Source organism: Paludisphaera soli, from assembly GCF_011064595.1.
Classification (GTDB): Bacteria; Planctomycetota; Planctomycetia; order Isosphaerales; family Isosphaeraceae; genus Paludisphaera; species Paludisphaera soli.
Genome location: NZ_JAALJI010000017.1, coordinates 18,716 through 34,468 on the forward strand (window position 1 = coordinate 18,716; position 15,753 = coordinate 34,468).

Sequence of the window (15,753 nt, forward strand, 5' to 3'; positions counted from 1 at the left end):
CGGCCGGGCCGTTCAGTCGATCCCCGGCCCGTCGTGGTTCACGTCGCCCACGTCGTGGGTCTCGCCGCTCGCGATGACGAGGTCCTTCACCAACGCCACACGCCGCGCTTGTGGATATTGCTTCATGCTGGGATCGGGCTTCCAGACGTGGAACGTGTATTTGCGGCCGGGGATGAGCCCCTCCATGCGGAAGCGGCCGTCCGGGCCGGTCTTCAACTGCCCTGGGCGCGGGACTTCGTCGGGCCGGCCGCTGATCCATAGGGTGGCGGGCTCGATCTCCCAGTTGGGGACGGGCCGGCCTTCGGCGTCGACGAGTCGGCCGGCCACTTGGCCGTGCTGCTCCAGCTTCAGGACGACTGGCCCGGCCTCGCCGAACGCGACCTTGACGGTCCCGATGAGCTTCTTCTCCGGCAGGAACGCCGTCACGTTTCGAGGCGCGTTCGGCACGAGCTTCTCCACGACGAACTCGGCCGACGCCTCCGGCTCTCCCGACCCGGCCAGCAGATAGTCGCGCGCCCCCAGGATGACCGCCCCCGCCAGCGGCTCGCCGTCCGGCCCGACGACCCGGCCCTTCACCGTCGGGCTCCGCTCCACGAAAAGCGTGCACGTCGCCTCCGCCTCGCCCGGCTTCGGGTCGATCCCCGCGACGGCCTGGTAGTCGTAGGGCCGGAACCAGTCGGTCAGGGTGTCGACGAGCCCGGATTGGACGTTCTTCCACTTCAGGCCCGGGATCGCGTCCACGCCCGCCCCCCGGCGGTAGGGCATGCCCTCGCCGTCGTAGACGAAGCGCTTGCCGTGGACCTGCGCGGCGAGGGCGCCGGGGCCGAGGCGGGCGATCAGCTCGAAGTTCCCGTCGTCGTCGGTCGTCGGGCCGCCGGGATGCGACGACCGGGAGGTGGCCTCCTGGGTCATGTAGGGATTGCCCGCCAAAACGAAGTAGGAGACGATCGAGCGCACTCCCCGGCCGGTCTCCTTGTCGACGACCCGCCCTTTGACCCGGACCCCGCGACGCAGTTGGAGGTCCACGACGGTCGGCTTCGATCGGTCCCCCTCCCCGATCGGCGTCGTCCCCCACAGGTACGGGGCCCCCGCCATGCGGGCGGCGCCGACCGCGTCGACTCCGGGGGTGAAGGGGCGGTCCTGGGCCGGGAGGCCGACGAGCCTGTAGCGACCCTGGGCGTCGGTGACGGCCTCCATGTCGTAGTCCATGAGCGTCGATTGGCGGACGGGCCACACGGTCGCGCCGGGCACGGGCTCGCCGGTGTCCACGTCGGTGATCGTGCCGACGACCTCGCGCCCTGGCGGTGCGGCGTACTCGAACGTCGCGCCTCGGTAGATCTCCTTCGGGCCGTCCGTGCGGCCCGGGACCAGGAGATTCTCGACGGTCGGCATCTCGCGGGTGGCGACCTGCACCGAGGTCGTCTCGATCCCCTCGCCGGCGATCCGCAGCGTGACCAGCCGCTCGCGGCCGACCCCCCGGAGCGTGAACCGCCCATCCCGATCGGCTACGGCCGGGGGCACGATCGGCGTCCGCGAGAGGTCGGACCTCCAGTGGCGAGGGGCGTCGGCGGCCTGGGGCCCGGGGGAGAGCTCCAGGGGCGGGGCCGCGGCCGGCCCGGGGCCCGACTCGCCGGATCCGAGAGGCGTCACGGTGGTCACGGTCGTCACGGCCTGCGTCGGCCGGAACGCCGCGATCAGCCGGTCCAGGTCGCCGCTCGGGTTCCAGGCGATCGCGTGGACCCGGACCGAGGCCCCGACGACGGGACGGCCCTGGGCGTCGACGACGCGGCCCCAGATCGGCACGTCGTCGCGGACGAGCTTCAGGAGCATCTCCCCCGACACCGGCCGGTCGACGAAGCCGGGGCCGAGACCCTCGGCCGTCGCGACGATCTCGGCGTTCGGGTCGGGGAGTCGGATCGATCCGTCCGGGCCCGAGTCGCCGATCGGGGCCGGGGCGACCGGGGGGGCGCCGTGGAAGGGCGTCGTCGCGTAGACCTTCGCGCCGATCATGGGCCGACCGTCGGGGTCGAGGACGCGGGCCTCGACGCCGGCGCCCGGCTGGATCTTGGCGGGGACCTGCGGCGCGGGGTCGTCGGCCACGGCGATCGGGCGGAGGGTGAGGAGCGAGGCGGCCGCCACGGCCGAGGCGGTGACGAGGCGGGCGGCCAGACGCCATCGGGCGGGGCAGGTGGTCTCGAACCGGGTCTTGCCGTCGATCAGCATGGCGATCCTTCGCTTGATCTGGGAGGGCCTTTCGAACAGCGCGACGGAGCCCCCCGCCGCGCCCCAGAGCCGTTCCGGCTCGCCCCGGGACCAGGCGAGCAGGGCCTCGGCGTAGGCCAGCCGCCCGGAGGAGCCGGCCGCCGAGGCGTCGGCGAGCATCTCCTGGTCGAGGCGGACGCGGCGGCGGAGCCACCAGTAGAGCGGGTGGGCGTAGAGGGCCGGCAGCAAAAACCGCGAGAGCGCGATCAGCCCGAGGTCGCCGTGGCGGACGTGGGCCCACTCGTGGGCCAGGGCCGCGCGCAGGCGGGCCTCCGGCTCGTCCAGAAACCGCGAGGGGAGGAGGATCGTCGGCCGCAGCAGGCCGGCGGCGACCGGCTGCCGGAGCGCGTCGCTGACGAGCAGGGCGGGGGGCTCGGCGCCCTCGCTCACCTCCGCGAGCAGCGCCTCCACCCCCGCCGGGGCCGGTCGCGAGCCCCGCCGCACGACGGCCAGCCGCCACGACCCGATCGCCAGCCAGGCGAGCATCAGCCCGGACCCCGCGAGGAACGCCCCGACGACGATCGCGGCGAGGCTCGGGGGTGACGCGGCGATCGGCCGGTCGGGGATCCCGGCGATCGGTCGGGCGGGCGTGAGAGGGGCCGGCGCGGCGAGGGCGACCGCGGCGGGGCGCCCGGCCGCTTCGGCCGGTCGGGGCGTCGGGGCCGTCCTCGGGGCCGGGTCGACGGCCGCGATCGTGGCGGCGGCCTCGCGACGGCCGTCGCGGCCCAGCCCGACGCGCGGCCAGCCGGGGAGCGAGACGAGGACCAAAAGCGCCAGCAGGCCCGCGAACGCGCAGCGGCAGGCGACCAGGCGACGCGCCGGCTGCCCCATCGCCAGCAGGATCGGGACGGTCGCCAGCAGGAGGCCGGTCGCCAGGGCGTAGTAGTCGGCCAGCCAGTACGCGAGCCTTCCGGCGTCGGTCGTCATCGGCTCCCCCCCTTCCCGTCGTCGCGGGCGCGGGCCTGCGCCTTCGCCTCGGCGATCATGGCCTCGATCTCCTCCAGCTCGGCCAGGCTGGGCTTGCGCGACTGGAGCGCGCGGGCGACGTACTCGCCCATCGCGCCGTCGAAGACCTGGTCGAGGAAGCCGCCGGCGAGCTTGCGGAAGACGCCGTCGCGGCGGGCCTTGGCGAAGTAGGCGTAGGACTTGCCGGCCGGCTCGTGGCCCACGAACCCCTTCCGCTCCATCGTCTGCAGCAGGCTGAGGACCGTGGTGTAGGCCAGCTCCCCCTCGGCGGGGCGCGGCATCTCGGCGTGGACCTCCCGCACGGTCGAGGGGCCCCGCCGCCAGAGGACCTTGAGGGCCTCCAGCTCGCGGGGGGACGGGGCGACGTCGGCCATCTCCGGTCTCCTACGTACGTGTCGGGCAGTCGTTACGGGCTGAATGGTACTAGATGGACAGTAGATGTCAAGACGGCGGCGAGACGCATCGGCCCGCCCGGGGCCGGCGGGAGGACTTCGAGCGCGGTCGGGCCCCGCGGGCCGACGCGTTGTCGGGGGCCTCGGGCGCGGCTTAAGATGTTACGGGCCGCGAGAGGGGGGCGCGCGTCGGGGCGTGCTCGGGCCGGGCTGGAGACTCCTTGCGTCGGGGCGGGATCCGTTTCATGAAGAACGAGGATTTCGAGAGGCTCGGGGTCTTTTATCTGGGCCGGGAGTACGACGTGAAGGCGCGGCGGGCGACGCCGGGCCTCCTGCTGTACGACTCGAAGCAGCTCACGACCCACGCGGTCTGCGTGGGGATGACCGGCAGCGGCAAGACGGGCCTCTGCATCGCGATGCTGGAGGAGGCCGCGATCGACGGCATCCCGGTCATCGCGGTCGACCCCAAGGGGGACCTCGGCAACCTGCTGCTGGACTTCCCCGAGCTTCGCGGCGAGGACTTCCTCCCCTGGGTCGACCCCGACGAGGCCGCGCGCAAGGGGATGGACCGCGAGGCCTTCGCCGAGAAGACCGCCGAGACCTGGCGCGAGGGGCTGGCGGAGTGGGGCCAGGACGGGGCCCGCATCCGGCGGCTCAGGGACTCGGCCGACATGGCGATCTACACGCCCGGCAGCTCCGCCGGGCTGCCGCTGACCGTCCTCCGGTCGTTCGCCGCGCCGACGGCCGCGCTGATCGAGCAGGGGGAGGCGTATCGCGAACGGGTGGCCTCGGCCGTGTCGGGACTGCTGGCGCTCCTGGGCGTGGACGCCGACCCGATGACCAGCCGCGAGCACATCCTGCTGGCGAACCTCCTGGACGCCTCGTGGCGCGAGGGCCGCGACCTCGACCTGACCGACCTGATCCACGGCATCCAGTCGCCGTCGTTCGACAAGGTCGGCGTGATCGACCTGGAGACCTTCTACCCGGCCAAGGATCGGTTCGCCCTGGCCATGCGGCTGAACAACCTGATCGCCTCGCCCGGCTTCGCCGCCTGGATGGAGGGGGAGGCGCTCGACGTCGGCGCGCTGCTCTCCACGCCCGAGGGGAAGCCCCGGATCTCGATCCTCTCGATCGCCCACCTGGGCGACGCCGAGCGGATGTTCTTCGTCACGATCCTGCTGAACGAGGTCCTCTCGTGGGTCCGCGCCCAGCCCGGGACGTCGAGCCTGCGGGCGATCCTCTACATGGACGAGATCTACGGCTACTTCCCCCCCACCGCCAACCCGCCGTCGAAGAAGCCGATGCTCACGCTGCTCAAGCAGGCGAGGGCGTTCGGCGTGGGGGTCGTGCTGGCCACCCAGAACCCGGTGGACCTGGACTACAAGGGGCTCTCCAACTGCGGCTCGTGGTTCCTGGGCCGGCTCCAGACCAAGCGCGACAAGGAGCGGGTGCTGGAGGGGCTGGAAGGGGCGTCGAACGCCGCCGGCCACGGCTTCGACCGCGACGAGATGGACAAGGTCCTGTCGTCCCTGGGCCAGCGGGTGTTCGTCCTGAACAACGTTCACGAGGACCGGCCGATCGTCTTCGAGAGCCGATGGGCCCTCAGCTACCTGCGCGGGCCGCTCAACCGCGAGCAGATCCAGACGCTGATGGCCCCGAAGAAGAAGGCCAGGGCCGCCGCGCCCGCCCCGGCCCCGGACCCCGCCGCCAAGCTCCCCCCCGCCCGGCCCGCCCTCGTCCCGGCCGACCCCGATCCCGACCCCGCGCCGGCCGCGATTCCGGCGTCCCGGTCGTCGGCCGCGCCCTCGACGGGACGGCGGCCGGTGCTGCCGCCCGACGTCCCCGAGTTCTTCGTGGCCGACGCCCCGTCGGCGTCGGCGAGCCCCCCGGCGTATCGGCCGGCGCTCCTGGGGGTGGCCCGGCTGCACTACGTCGAGAAGAAGGCGGGGGTCGACTACTGGGAGACCCTGGCCGTCCTCCGGCCGATCGGCGGCGAGGTCCCGGCCGACGTCTGGGAGGGGGGGAAGAACCTCACCGGGCGGATCCCCGTGATGGACAAGACCCCGGAGCCGGGCGCGACGTTCGCCGAGCTTCCCGCCGCCATGGCCCGGGGCAAGAGCTACGCCGAGTGGACCAGGTCGCTGAAGAACCACCTGTATCGCGACCGCCGGCTGACCATCTGGACGTGCCCCGAGCTGAAGGCCTACGGCCGCCCCGAGGAGACCGCCCGGGACTTCCGCGCCCGGCTCGCCCAGGCCGCCCGCGAGCGCCGCGACGCCGAGGTCGAGAAGCTCCGCGCCGAGTTCGGCCCCCGCCGCGCCGCGCTGGAGGCCAAGCTCCGCGGCGCGCACGAGGCGCTCCAGAAGGAGCAGGAGCGGGCGTCGCGGTCGGGGTGGGACGCCGCCGTGTCGTTCGGCACGTCGATGCTCGACGCCTTCACCGGCCGCAAGACCTGGACCAAGACCAAGGTCACCAAGGTCGGCTCGGCCGCCAAGGCCGCCACCAAGGCCATGCGCGAGCGCGAGCAGGTCGGCACGGCCCAGGAGCGGGTCGACGCCCTCAACCGCGACTACGTCGACCTGGAGACCGAGTTCCAGACCGAGCTGGAGCACATCAAGGCCACCCGCAGCCCCGAGCTGCTCAAGCTCGTCCCGATGGAGCTCACCCCGCGCAAGGCCGACGTCACCGTCGACCAGGTGGTCCTCGCCTGGACCGCCGGCCCCGTCGAGGCGAGCGACGGGGCCTGACGGCCTCGGGTCGTCGGTTCGATCATGGGATGTAGACGACGCCCCGGGAGTTCGTCAGGTCGACGTTCCCCCGGGCGTTGCCGACGATCGTGGAGTTCCGCACGACGGTGCCGGCGGAGTCCCCCTCGGCGTAGAGGCCGTAGCCCTGGTTGGAGAGGATCTCGACGCCCTGCACGGCGTTGTTCCTCGAGGACCGGACGGCCAGGCCGTCGCCGCCGTTGCCGGCGATCCTGACGAAGAAGGGCGAGGCGTCGCCGCCGATCCGGGTCCCCTTGGTCCCGGGTCCCAGCAGCACGCCGCCGAGCCGGTTGCCCAGGATGCCGAGGCCCTCGGCGTCGGTGCCGACGTAGGTGTGGAAGATCGCGTTGTCGCGGGCCTGCTCGACGACCTCGATCCCGTAGCCGCCGTTGGCCGAGACGGTCACCCGAGGCTCCACCGAGGGCTGGAAGCCGCCGATCGCGTTGCCCCGGGCGCGGCCGGCGATCCGGATGCCGCTGCCGCCGTTGGGGATGGCCGTCTGGATGTTGGTGTTGGTGCCGATCGACGTGTCGGTGATCTGCACGCCGGTCGCCTTGCCGCTCAGCTCGATCCCGTCGCCCAGGTTGCCCGAGACGATGCTCGTGCGGACCAGGTTGTCCCCGCCGCTCGACGTGATCAGGATGCCGTCGCCCCGGTTCGGCGCCGCGCCGGCGAACGCGAAGATGCCGGCGAACGTGTTGAACGAGATGAAGCCGCTGGCCTTGTCGCGGACCTCGATGCCGTTGCGGTCGTTGCCCGAGATCACGTTCCCCAGCGGGATCACGCCGCCGACCTGGGTGTTCCGCGAGCTTCCCGAGATCAAGAGGCCGTTGCCGCCGTTGGCGACGATCGTGGCGTTGTCGGCCCCGGCGCCCAGGAAGTTCGCCTGGACGACCGTGTCGTTGGAGTTGGTCACCCGCAGGCCGTTGCCGCCGTTGCCGCTGAGCACGTTGTAGAAGACGAACGGGCTCTGCCGGAACGTGGTGCCGAGGAGCTGGTTGCCGTTCGCGCGGTCGATCGCCACGCCGTCCAGCCGGTTCCCCAGCGCGGCGACGCCGGAGGCGGTCGTCCCCACGAAGTTGCCGGCCAGGACGTTCCGCGAGGCCCCGCCGTTCAGGAGCACGCCGTTGCCCCGGTTGCCGGAGATCAAATTGCCCTGCGGGGGCCGGACGAACACGCCCCCCGTGGGATTATTGCCGCCGGTCGCCTCGCCGCCGATCAGGTTCCGCGAGGCCCCCTTCGTCACCAGCACGCCGCTGCCGCGATTGCCCCGGGCCGAGGTCCCGGAGGCGTCGGTGCCGATGTAGTTCATCCCCAGGACGTTGTCGTCCGAGCCGTAGATCCCCACGCCGTTGCCGCAGTTGCCGGCGATCACGTTGGAGAGCTGGAAGCCGACGTTGATCGTCGCCTGGTACGAGAAGACCCCCGTGTCCGCCAGCACGATGCCGACCACCTGATTGCCGACCACCGAGTCCGACGTGACCGAAGCGTCCACGCCGGGGTACGACAGGTCCACCCAGGCCGCCTCGCCGAAGCTGCCGTCGGTGTTGCGGCGGACGGTCGCGACCGAGCCGAGCTCGAAGGTGCTCGTCCCGGTCAGGCTCGACCCCGCGCTTAGCGTGTAGACCCCATTCTCGACGCTGCTGATCCCCTCGAAGTGGGTGACGAACTCCAGGCCCGCCGGCGATTGCGGGTGCTCGTAGGACTTCCAGTTCGTGAACGCGCCGGTGGCCGAGTCGTAGTCGACGATGTAGCCCTCGCCGATCGGCCGGTGCTGGTCGTCCAGGTTGTTCACCGGGGTCTGGGCGTAGCCGCCGACGATGGTGTAGCTCGTCCCGCCGTTGTACCAGATGCCGTAGGCGGTGTTGCTCAGCGAGCCGGGGAAGGTGATGTCGGTGACGAACGACGCCGTCGCCACGTCGTAGAGGAAGGCGCGGCCGGGGCCGATCGGCTCGCCGTTCTGGGTCGGGCCGTCGTAGTTGCCGACGGCCAGGCCCCCCATCGTGCTGTGGACGTAGTTGAACTTCGCGTCGGGCTTGGCGATCGTCCGGTAGTTGGCCGCGTTCGTCAGGTCGGCGGTCGTCCCCTCGAAGACGAAGCCGTTGACCACCCCCTCGCCGGTCCGGTAGCTGCCGACCAGGCGGACGCGGTCGCCGTCGAGGTTGTCCGGGCCGTAGACGCTGGTGGTCGTCGCGCCGGGGTAGTTGACCGCGTAGCTGGTCCCCCCCGCGCCCGAGATCGGCCCGACGTAGAGCAGCCCGGCGCTGTTGGAGGTGCCGCTGATGAGGTACTGGCCGGCGGAGTCGGCCTGGCGGATCCCCTGCCAGCCCGAGACCGGCTGCATGCTCACGGCGTCGGCGTTGTAGTAGGTGATGCTCGAAACCGGGTCCTCGCGGCCGATCAAGTTGCCGTGCGAGGAGCCGTTGATCCGCACGCCGTCGCCCCGGTTGGCGGCGACGGTGGAGCCGTCGGCGAGCAGGCCGATGTAGTTCCCCTGCACGGTGATCCGCGAGGCGTTCAGGGTCACGCCGTCGTTCCCCGCCCGCACGATCGCCAGCGACGAGAGCGTGGAGCCGTCGCTGCCGCGATCGAACCGGAAGCCCTTCGAGTTCTGGAAGTCCACCGTGACGACCGGCGCGCCGGCGAAGCCCGGAGCCGAGCCGCCGTCGATCGTCACCGCGTCGGTGATCGCCGGCAGCGACCGCCGGCCGACCCCGATCGTCCCGGAGACCGCGAAGTCGATCGTGTCGGGCCCGGGCCTGGCGTTCGACTCGACGATCGCCCACCGCAGCGAGCCCTGACCGTTGGGTGCGAGGCTGTCCACCGTGAAGGTCGACAGGAGCTGTCGCTCCTCCAGCGACTCCAGGGCCAGCTTGGGCCGGACGGTCGCGCGCCGGCCGCCACGCGGCGAGCCGATCCGGGAGGGGGATGCGGGGCGATGGTCGGGGCGGGAAACCGTCATGGTGGGATCCTCAGAGGGTGCGTGAGACGACGGGGGCCTCTGCGTAGGGCCCCGGAAAGACGATCGCCGGCGACGTCGCCGCAAGCGCGGTGCGCGGCCAGGGCGTCGGGGATTTTGAAAGGAATCTAGGACACGAAAGGGGAAGTAGCGCGGACAAACAGGTGGGGGCGAGATTCGAAGGAGGCCCAATATCCTTCCCCCCTCGCGGGGGAAGGTGGCCGAAGGCCGGATGAGGGGGAAGACAAGCACGAACGCCGTCGCGGTCTCGTCGGGCCCGACCGCCTCGTGATCCACCCCCGACAGTGCTGCGAGTTGCTATGCAGCTGCCCCGAGTCTCACACTGGGAGCGGACTCGTTTGAAGGGGGCAGGTCACCGCCGACCCCCGCCAAGGCGTCGCTGATGGCCCCGTCGTCGATGTCAGCCCCCTGAGGGGGGCGTTGCTGATCGCTAGGGACCTGACGGTTCCCGTCGCCTCCTAAGCCCGCTCGCCCGCCCCGCCTCGCTGGGCCGCCCCGACGTCGTCGCGGACCTCGCCCCACGAATCGCCACCCAGAAGCCTGCTTTGCTCAATCTCCGAGACCCTGAGACGGGCCAATACATCGTCTACAGCCGGACGAACTACTCACTCCCCAACACGACCCGCTTCGTGGTCAACGACCCCGGCAAGCGGGCTTCCCCGACGGCCTCGAAGGACGCGTCGGCGACGCCTTGAAGCGGGGCGTAACCTCGAACTGCTACCGGGGTGGGCGCTCGTCCCGCTCGATGCGATGGGTCCCCGGACGCGGGGCCTGGAACTGGCGACCCGTTCCGTCCTGGCCACCTCCTTGCCCGCGTCGCCCCCCGAATTCACGGACGTCCTCCGCGGCAAGTCCGCCGTCGGCCTCCTCGGCGTCCGCTTCGCGAGCATCAACGGCCGACATCAACTGGCGAGCATTACGACGAAGACGTCGGCCACGGCGGCGGGATGGATCGCGGACGGGGATCCGGCCCCCAAGGCTCCCCGATCGTCGAGGACCCGGGCGGCGGGACGAAGACGCTCGCGGTGTCGAGGATCGTCGAGCGGAAAGTTTGGAATTCGAACGACGACGACTTGGGGTAGACCCAACAGTCGTGTCGCCAGCCGCCATTAGGCGACGGCACCCTCGGTCCGATCACGAGGCATCACCACATCCGGCGCTCGGTCCTTCCCGGTCACCCGCCAGCAGCTGTGCGAGGATCGTTTCCAAATCACGCACACGCTGTAGGAGTTGCTCGCTGCTCGGGGGCGGTCCTGAGGGGGCCAGCGACTCCCGACGGATCTCGTTCAACCGGGCTGCCGCCTCGGCCGCGATCGAATTCGTCTCCGAAAAGCGAGGCGGGGCGGGAGGCGTGGAGGTGCACATCATCCTGGCGACAGTTCGGTGATATTGGTTTTGCAGCCGGCCACTGAAAGGGAAAGAGAAATTAAAAATGTTGTGGTCACAAATAAGTTTAGAACCAAGATCGTAGTCGTCGCGGGTGCCTGCTTTAATCGCGACTTGCTCGTTCTGGGCGAAGAAATTCCTGTCAACGATGCAGGATTGCGCCGGGCACCCACGCACCAGCACCCCGCTCGACACCCCGCCCCTTGGATTGCCGTTGCTCTGCGGAATCCCTGGCATCCAAACCGAATTATTCATAAATACGTTGCAGTGAATATAAATATACTGGCTCGTCCGATTGGGCAGTTCGGTGCACCGGTTGACTACGCGGTCGGGAGTCGGAAACGCCAATTCGATGGAGGCTTCTATGTCGTCTTCATCGTCCTGATCCGAGCCGTCGATCACGGTTCCCGTTTGGTTGAGGTGGACGTCGAAGGCGCTTCCGTGAGGGTCGTCGATAAAGTTTCCCCTCGCCTCGTAGCCGGTTTCGAACTCCCCGTTCGACGCTACGCCATGCCAGTTGTCCTGGAAATAATTCCCCTCGACCAGGATGAACGTCGGTTGGGTTCCGACGAAAATTGGGTAGGCCCGATCTAGGCCGCGGGGAATGCCTAGAGCGGGATTTTCATTGAATCTTTTGAAACTTACAAACGAACAGTTTCTCACGACGGAATCGATGCTTCGACCGAACCCCACTCCCGTCCCGGGCACGCTCCGGAAGTCGCAGCTCTCGATAGTGCAACGGTTAGCGTCGACTACCGCAACCATGTTCGCGCGAATGCCGAGTACGTTCACATCGGGGCCTGAAATTCGAACGCCGACCAATCGGGCGTCGTCGCCGGACAAGCGGATGAACGACGAATACACCCCGGTGGGATTGCCGTCTGAATCTGTCGCGTGTCCGCCACCTGCGACGTTGTCGTAGGTGACGAAGAGCTTTGCGCCCTGTGAGTAGGAAAAACGCCCCCGGGGGTCTCTGATGAATTTACCCCTGCCACTCGCCAGCGTAACGCCTGCCTTTATGACAAGTTCCCTGGTGGTCCCGTCGTCGAAGACGTCTGTTCCTTCGTCGCACCGGATCTCCAACGCATCATCCACATAGACGATATCTCCCGGTAGGGCCCGGTCCAGCAGGCCCCTCAATTCGTGGTAGTTTGTGTTGTTGCTTCCAGATTCGCCTAGAACGTACATGGTCATTCTGCAACGTACCTTCTGTGAACGGGCGATTTGGGGATCCAGCAGTCAGTGCCACAATACTCCATCAAGTCCGAGTTTTGCGGTCAAGAATCCAGTGCCACCAAACTGCACTTTCCGGAACTTTGTTCGTTCGACCGAAGTCAGGCGTTCTGAGCGAGGGATCGCCTGAGGAATAGGTCCCCGGTGTGATCCTCCCGACACATTCCCCGAACTTCCGGGGGTCGAGTCTGGCGAAGACTGACCTGCCCCCCACAGTGCTTCCGGTTGCTATGTTAGTGCCACGTGCGAGAAACGGGGGCGGACTCGTCGGAAGGGGGCAGGCGGCTACCGGATTCGAAAGACTCCGGCCGCCGTGACCGGTCGCCCGCGATCAATCGAGCCGTACGGTCTTCCCCTCGGCGGCGGAGCGGCGGGCGGCGTCGAGGATCTCGACGACGAGGAGGTTGTTGCGCAGGGAGGAGGGGCCGGAGGGCTCGATCTCGCGGCGGACGACGGCGGCGAAGTAGCGGAGGAAGTCGTCCTCAGGGGCGGACAGGGGGGCGGCGCGGCGGGTTTCTTCGGGCCGGCCTTCGAGGCGGACGCGGACGCCGTCCTGGGCGACGGTGAGGACCTGGCCGGTCCGGCCGTAGACCTCCATGTCCTTGCGGTCGAAGGGCCAGTTCCACGAGGCCTGGATGATCGCCTGGGCGGTGGGGTACTCCAGGATGATGGTGGCCTCGTCGTCGACGCGGGGGTAGACCTCGGGCTTGAACCGCCGGGTGACGGCGGTGACGGACAGGGGGCGGGCGTCGTCCATCAGCCAGGTCATGAGGTTGGCGCCGTAGCAGCCGAAGTCGAACAGGGCCCCCGCGCCGTTGCGGTCGGGGTCGGTGAGCCAGTCCAGGAACTCGGGCTGGACGCCGATCTCCTTCGGCCCCCCGTGGCCGTCGTGGAAGACGACCTTGCAGATCGCGCCCAGGGCCTTCGCGGTCTTCGCCAGGGCGTAGGCGGCGTGGTTGGACGGGTGCCAGGTCGTCTCGTAGTTCACCAGGACCGGGACGCCCCCCTCGGCCGCCGCCTTCTCGATGGCGCGGGCCTGCTCGACCGAGACGGCCAGCGGCTTCTCCATCATCACCGGGATCTTGCGGCGGGCGCAGGCCTCGACGACGGCCAGGTGGTCGACGGTGCTGGTGAAGGCGACGACGGCCTCGGGCTTCGCGCGGTCGAGCATCGCGTCGAGCGAGCCGTGGACCCGCGCCGGGTCGAGCCGGGAGCGCTCGACGTAGCGCGCCGCGACGGCGCGGTCGGGCTCGGAGACGCCGACGAGGTCGACCTCCCGGGAGTCGCGATAGCGGCCCAGGAACCCGGCCGCGTGGCCGTGAACCAGCCCGGCCATCCCCAACCGCAGGGGCGCCGCCGCCGCCGGGGCCGGGGCCGTCGCGACCAGGGCCCCGGCCGTCGTCCCCAGGAACGTCCTTCGCTTCATCGTCGCACCCCCCTCGCCAGGTCGACCGCCGGACAGGCCGCGACTCGATCCTGACGCGCCCCCGGGCCCGACGCCAGCCCCGGCCGCCGGGCCGCCGCGATCAGCGGAGCTGGGGCAGCACGCGGCCGGCGAAGGTCTCGATGAAGGCGTCCTGGTTGCGGCCGAGGTTGTGCAGGTAGATGCGCTCGAAGCCGAGTTCGGCGTCGCGGGCGAGCCAGTCGACGAACCGGGAGGGGTCGCTGGAGACCCGCAGGCGGTCGCGGATCATCTCGGGCGTCACGGCGCGGGCGGCCTCGGCGAAGGCCTCGGGGGAGGGGAGGTCGGCGAGCCGTCCGGGGTCCAGGCCGGCCTGGCGCCATTCGCGGTGGGCGGCGCGGAGGGCCTCGTCGTCGGTCTCGGCGTAGGAGAGGGCGACCTGGAGGAACAGGGGCTTGCCCTCGCCGCCCCCCTCGCGGAAGGCGTCGATCCGCTTGCGGAGGGGGTCGGGCTCGCCGGCGACGGTGATGAGGGCGTCGGCCCAGCCGCCGGCCCAGCGGGCGGTCTCCTCGGTGAGCGCCGCGCCGACGACGAGCGGCGGCGTCTCGGGGGTCGTATAGAGCCGGGCGTCCTTCACGGTCACCAGCCCCTCGTGGTCGACCGTCTCGCCCCGCCAGAGGGCGCGTATGGCCTCGACGCATTCGAGGGGCCGGGCGTGGCGGGCGGGCTTCGGCGGCCAGGGGGCGCCGGTGACGTGCTCGTTCAGGGCCTCGCCGCTGGCGACCGAGAGCCAGAACCGGCCGGGGAACATCTGGCCGAGGGTCGCCGCCGCCTGGGCGACGATCGCCGGGTGGTAGCGGTCGCCGGGCGCGCAGACGGTCCCGAACGAGAGCCCGGTCGCCTGCATCGCCGCGCCGAGCCAGGCGAACGAGAAGCCGGACTGGCCCTGCTCGGGGAGCCAGGGGTGGAAGTGGTCCGAGCACATCCCCGCGCCGAAGCCCGAGGCCTCGGCGAGCCGGGCGAGCCGGAGCAATTCGGACGGGGCGTGCTGCTCGTGGGCGCAGTGGAATCCGATGGTCGCCATGCTTCGCCTGGGCATCCGATGGGCGTCGTGGGTCCGGGGACGTCCCCGGGCGAAGCTGCAAGACGCGCGCCGAGCGGCCTCGAACCCGACGGTCAGGGCGTCGTCGCGTCCCCCTTCGCCGTCGAGACGGTCGCCGCCGTCCGCGTCGCCGGGTCGCCCATCGGGAAGTGGGGCGCCGGGGGCGGGCGTCGCGTCGTCGGCGTCCGGCGGGCCAGCCGCAGGGCCGGGCGTTCGACCAGCCGGAGGCTCAGGAAGGCGCAGGCCCCGGCGATCGCCCAGGCGGACAGGAACAGCGAATACGGCCCCAGTTGCGGGCGATACGCGGTGACCAGCATGACCTGGATCGGATAGGCGTACAGGTAGAGCCCGTACGAGTAGTCGCCCAGCCAGGCCAGCCGCGCCGCGAGCCCGCGCGGGCGGAGGGCCGCGAACAGCAGCGCGTAGGTCCCGAAGATCGGGAACGCCGGCGACATCACGCGGTACGGCCAGAACCAGTACGGCGCCCAGCCGGCGGCGAACCAGGCCAGGCCGGCCGTCGACGCGGCGAACCACGCCCACGAGAGCGGGATCCGGTCGCGGTAGGCGTGGCAGGCCGCCCCGGCCAGGAAGCCGGTCAGGAAGCGGGGGTGCTGGTCCTCGATCCCGCCCTCCACGCCGGAGACGAACCAGGCCGCGTACACGGCCCACGAGGCCGCCGCCATCGCCAGGATCGGCCAGCGCCGGGCGAACAGCCCGGCCGACCCGACCAGGCCGATGAACAGGTAGTAATAGAAGTCGTAGCGGATCGTCCAGAGCGAGCCGTTCATCGCCAGCTCGCGGTAGTCGAGCATCAAGGCCGGCAGGAGGAAGCCGCTCCAGAACGGCAGGTCCGGCCTCGCCTGGCCTCGGGCCGCGAGCCACGGCCCGGCCGCGTAGCTGGTGAAGACGACCGCCGCGAGGAAGCCGGGATAGACCCGAAGCGCCCGCCGGGTCAGGAAGTCGGCCCAGCCCCGAGAGCTTTCCCAGCTCCGCGCGACCAGGAAGCCGCTGAGGACGAAGAACGCGTCGACCGCGATCCTCCCCACCGTGTACTGGCCGCAGGTCAGCCGCACCAGCGGGTCGCAGTCGAGCGACGCGACGTAGAAGTAGAACGAGTGCGAGAGGATGACGAGGCTCGTGAGCACGAACCGCAGCAGGCCGACGGCGTTCTCGCGATCGCCCGGGGGACGATCCAGGGTTGGGCGGTTTTTCATGACGGCGTCGATCGTCGGAGAGGCCTGGGCAGCCTCCGGTTGACGGAGAGA

The 15,753-nt window shown here is 70.6% G+C and carries 9 protein-coding genes; 2 read left to right on the top strand and 7 right to left on the bottom strand.

The window, feature by feature from the left end:
- Window positions 1-12: 12 nt before the first annotated feature.
- Window positions 13-3,189, bottom strand: a complete 3,177-nt coding sequence (locus G6O68_RS19945) for a M56 family metallopeptidase (protein ID WP_165250404.1) — start codon at window positions 3,187-3,189, stop codon at window positions 13-15.
- A complete protein-coding gene (locus G6O68_RS19950) occupies window positions 3,186-3,602 on the bottom strand; it encodes a BlaI/MecI/CopY family transcriptional regulator (RefSeq protein WP_165250405.1) in 417 nt (138 codons plus the stop codon). The genes G6O68_RS19945 and G6O68_RS19950 overlap by 4 nt, the downstream gene beginning before the upstream one ends.
- 263 nt (window positions 3,603-3,865) lie before the next feature.
- Here G6O68_RS19950 and G6O68_RS19955 point away from each other — a divergent pair, with 263 nt between their 5' ends.
- On the top strand, window positions 3,866-6,367 hold the full coding sequence (locus G6O68_RS19955) for an ATP-binding protein (protein WP_165250406.1): 2,502 nt from the start codon (window positions 3,866-3,868) through the stop codon (window positions 6,365-6,367).
- A gap of 22 nt (window positions 6,368-6,389) precedes the next feature.
- Here the strand turns inward: G6O68_RS19955 and G6O68_RS19960 are convergent, their stop codons facing one another.
- Window positions 6,390-9,347 carry a beta strand repeat-containing protein gene (locus tag G6O68_RS19960; RefSeq protein WP_165250407.1) on the bottom strand — a complete coding sequence of 986 codons (2,958 nt, stop codon included), beginning with the start codon at window positions 9,345-9,347 and terminating at the stop codon, window positions 6,390-6,392.
- Between the two features lie 563 nt (window positions 9,348-9,910).
- Here G6O68_RS19960 and G6O68_RS19965 point away from each other — a divergent pair.
- Complete coding sequence (locus G6O68_RS19965; RefSeq protein WP_165250408.1) at window positions 9,911-10,060, top strand: hypothetical protein; 150 nt, start codon at window positions 9,911-9,913, stop codon at window positions 10,058-10,060.
- A 439-nt stretch (window positions 10,061-10,499) separates the two neighbouring features.
- Here G6O68_RS19965 and G6O68_RS19970 read toward each other — a convergent pair whose 3' ends face one another.
- The 4 genes from G6O68_RS19970 to G6O68_RS19985 form a co-directional block, all read right to left on the bottom strand.
- Window positions 10,500-11,945 (bottom strand): hypothetical protein, encoded by a 1,446-nt coding sequence (locus tag G6O68_RS19970; RefSeq protein ID WP_165250409.1) that lies wholly within the window; start codon window positions 11,943-11,945, stop codon window positions 10,500-10,502.
- A gap of 370 nt (window positions 11,946-12,315) precedes the next feature.
- Window positions 12,316-13,410 (bottom strand): Gfo/Idh/MocA family protein, encoded by a 1,095-nt coding sequence (locus tag G6O68_RS19975; protein WP_165250410.1) that lies wholly within the window; start codon window positions 13,408-13,410, stop codon window positions 12,316-12,318.
- Between the two features lie 100 nt (window positions 13,411-13,510).
- Window positions 13,511-14,470 carry a TIGR03885 family FMN-dependent LLM class oxidoreductase gene (locus tag G6O68_RS19980; RefSeq protein ID WP_165250411.1) on the bottom strand — a complete coding sequence of 320 codons (960 nt, stop codon included), beginning with the start codon at window positions 14,468-14,470 and terminating at the stop codon, window positions 13,511-13,513.
- Between the two features lie 92 nt (window positions 14,471-14,562).
- Window positions 14,563-15,702: an acyltransferase family protein gene (locus G6O68_RS19985; RefSeq protein ID WP_165250412.1), complete on the bottom strand. Its 1,140-nt coding sequence runs from the start codon at window positions 15,700-15,702 to the stop codon at window positions 14,563-14,565.
- Between the last annotated feature and the right edge of the window lie 51 nt (window positions 15,703-15,753).

Coding starts and splice junctions, on each gene's coding strand:
- G6O68_RS19945 (WP_165250404.1), bottom strand. CDS start 3,189: ATGACGACCGACGCCGGAAGGCTCGCGTACTGGCTGGCCGACTACTAC.
- G6O68_RS19950 (WP_165250405.1), bottom strand. CDS start 3,602: ATGGCCGACGTCGCCCCGTCCCCCCGCGAGCTGGAGGCCCTCAAGGTC.
- G6O68_RS19955 (WP_165250406.1), top strand. CDS start 3,866: ATGAAGAACGAGGATTTCGAGAGGCTCGGGGTCTTTTATCTGGGCCGG.
- G6O68_RS19960 (WP_165250407.1), bottom strand. CDS start 9,347: ATGACGGTTTCCCGCCCCGACCATCGCCCCGCATCCCCCTCCCGGATC.
- G6O68_RS19970 (WP_165250409.1), bottom strand. CDS start 11,945: ATGACCATGTACGTTCTAGGCGAATCTGGAAGCAACAACACAAACTAC.
- G6O68_RS19975 (WP_165250410.1), bottom strand. CDS start 13,410: ATGAAGCGAAGGACGTTCCTGGGGACGACGGCCGGGGCCCTGGTCGCG.
- G6O68_RS19980 (WP_165250411.1), bottom strand. CDS start 14,470: ATGGCGACCATCGGATTCCACTGCGCCCACGAGCAGCACGCCCCGTCC.
- G6O68_RS19985 (WP_165250412.1), bottom strand. CDS start 15,702: ATGAAAAACCGCCCAACCCTGGATCGTCCCCCGGGCGATCGCGAGAAC.